Genomic DNA, 685 nt, shown 5'->3' on the forward strand with positions numbered 1-685 from the left:
GCTGCCAGTTCCTCGTCATCCTGCCAGTGCAGGAAGTACTCGTTACGCAGGAAAGGATAGAGCAGACGCACCATGCTTTGCAGTACATCCATGCTGATGGATCGTGCATTCATTACCAGCGAGCAGATCAGGCCCGGCAGAATGAACAGGTGCAGACTGTTGTTGCGCACGTACGCCATTTGCAGGGCGGTTTTTTCATCGGTGGTAACCACGTCGCCCAGCTTGTGTTCAATACGTTCCAGGAAGTCGTGCTCCAGGCCGTACTCAATAATGGCACTGGCGTCATCGTTGGCTAGTGCCGCGTTGTCACTGTAAGGCGCTTGTTTGAGCAGGGAAATATACAGGTCCAGTTGCTGACGAAGCTGGGCAATATCCATGGTGTGCTTGGGAGAGGCCAGCAACGCCAGGCTGAGCAGATTGACCGGGTTCGCCACAGCGGCAGCATTGATGGATTCGACCACCTCTTGTCCCAGTTCTTCCACCGCATGTTTGAACCAGGGTGGATTGTCACCGGGGGCCACGGTTTCATTGCGCCATTTCGGGTTATGGCCGTCCAGATAGTCCACCAGCTTGATCGGTTCACCGAAGTTCAGGTGCACCTGGCCAAAGTGGCTACGTAGCACGGAGAGTGATTTCATCAATCCGCCCACGGATTCCTTCTGCTTTTTCTTGCCGTGCAATTCAC

The 685-nt window shown here is 54.6% G+C and carries 1 pseudogene; it reads right to left on the reverse strand.

Annotated features, from left to right (window positions below):
- Positions 1-638: pseudogene (locus tag A3730_RS14340) on the reverse strand (glycerol-3-phosphate 1-O-acyltransferase); the annotation flags it as partial.
- Between the last annotated feature and the right edge of the window lie 47 nt (positions 639-685).

This window comes from Alcanivorax sp. HI0044 (assembly GCF_001634945.1).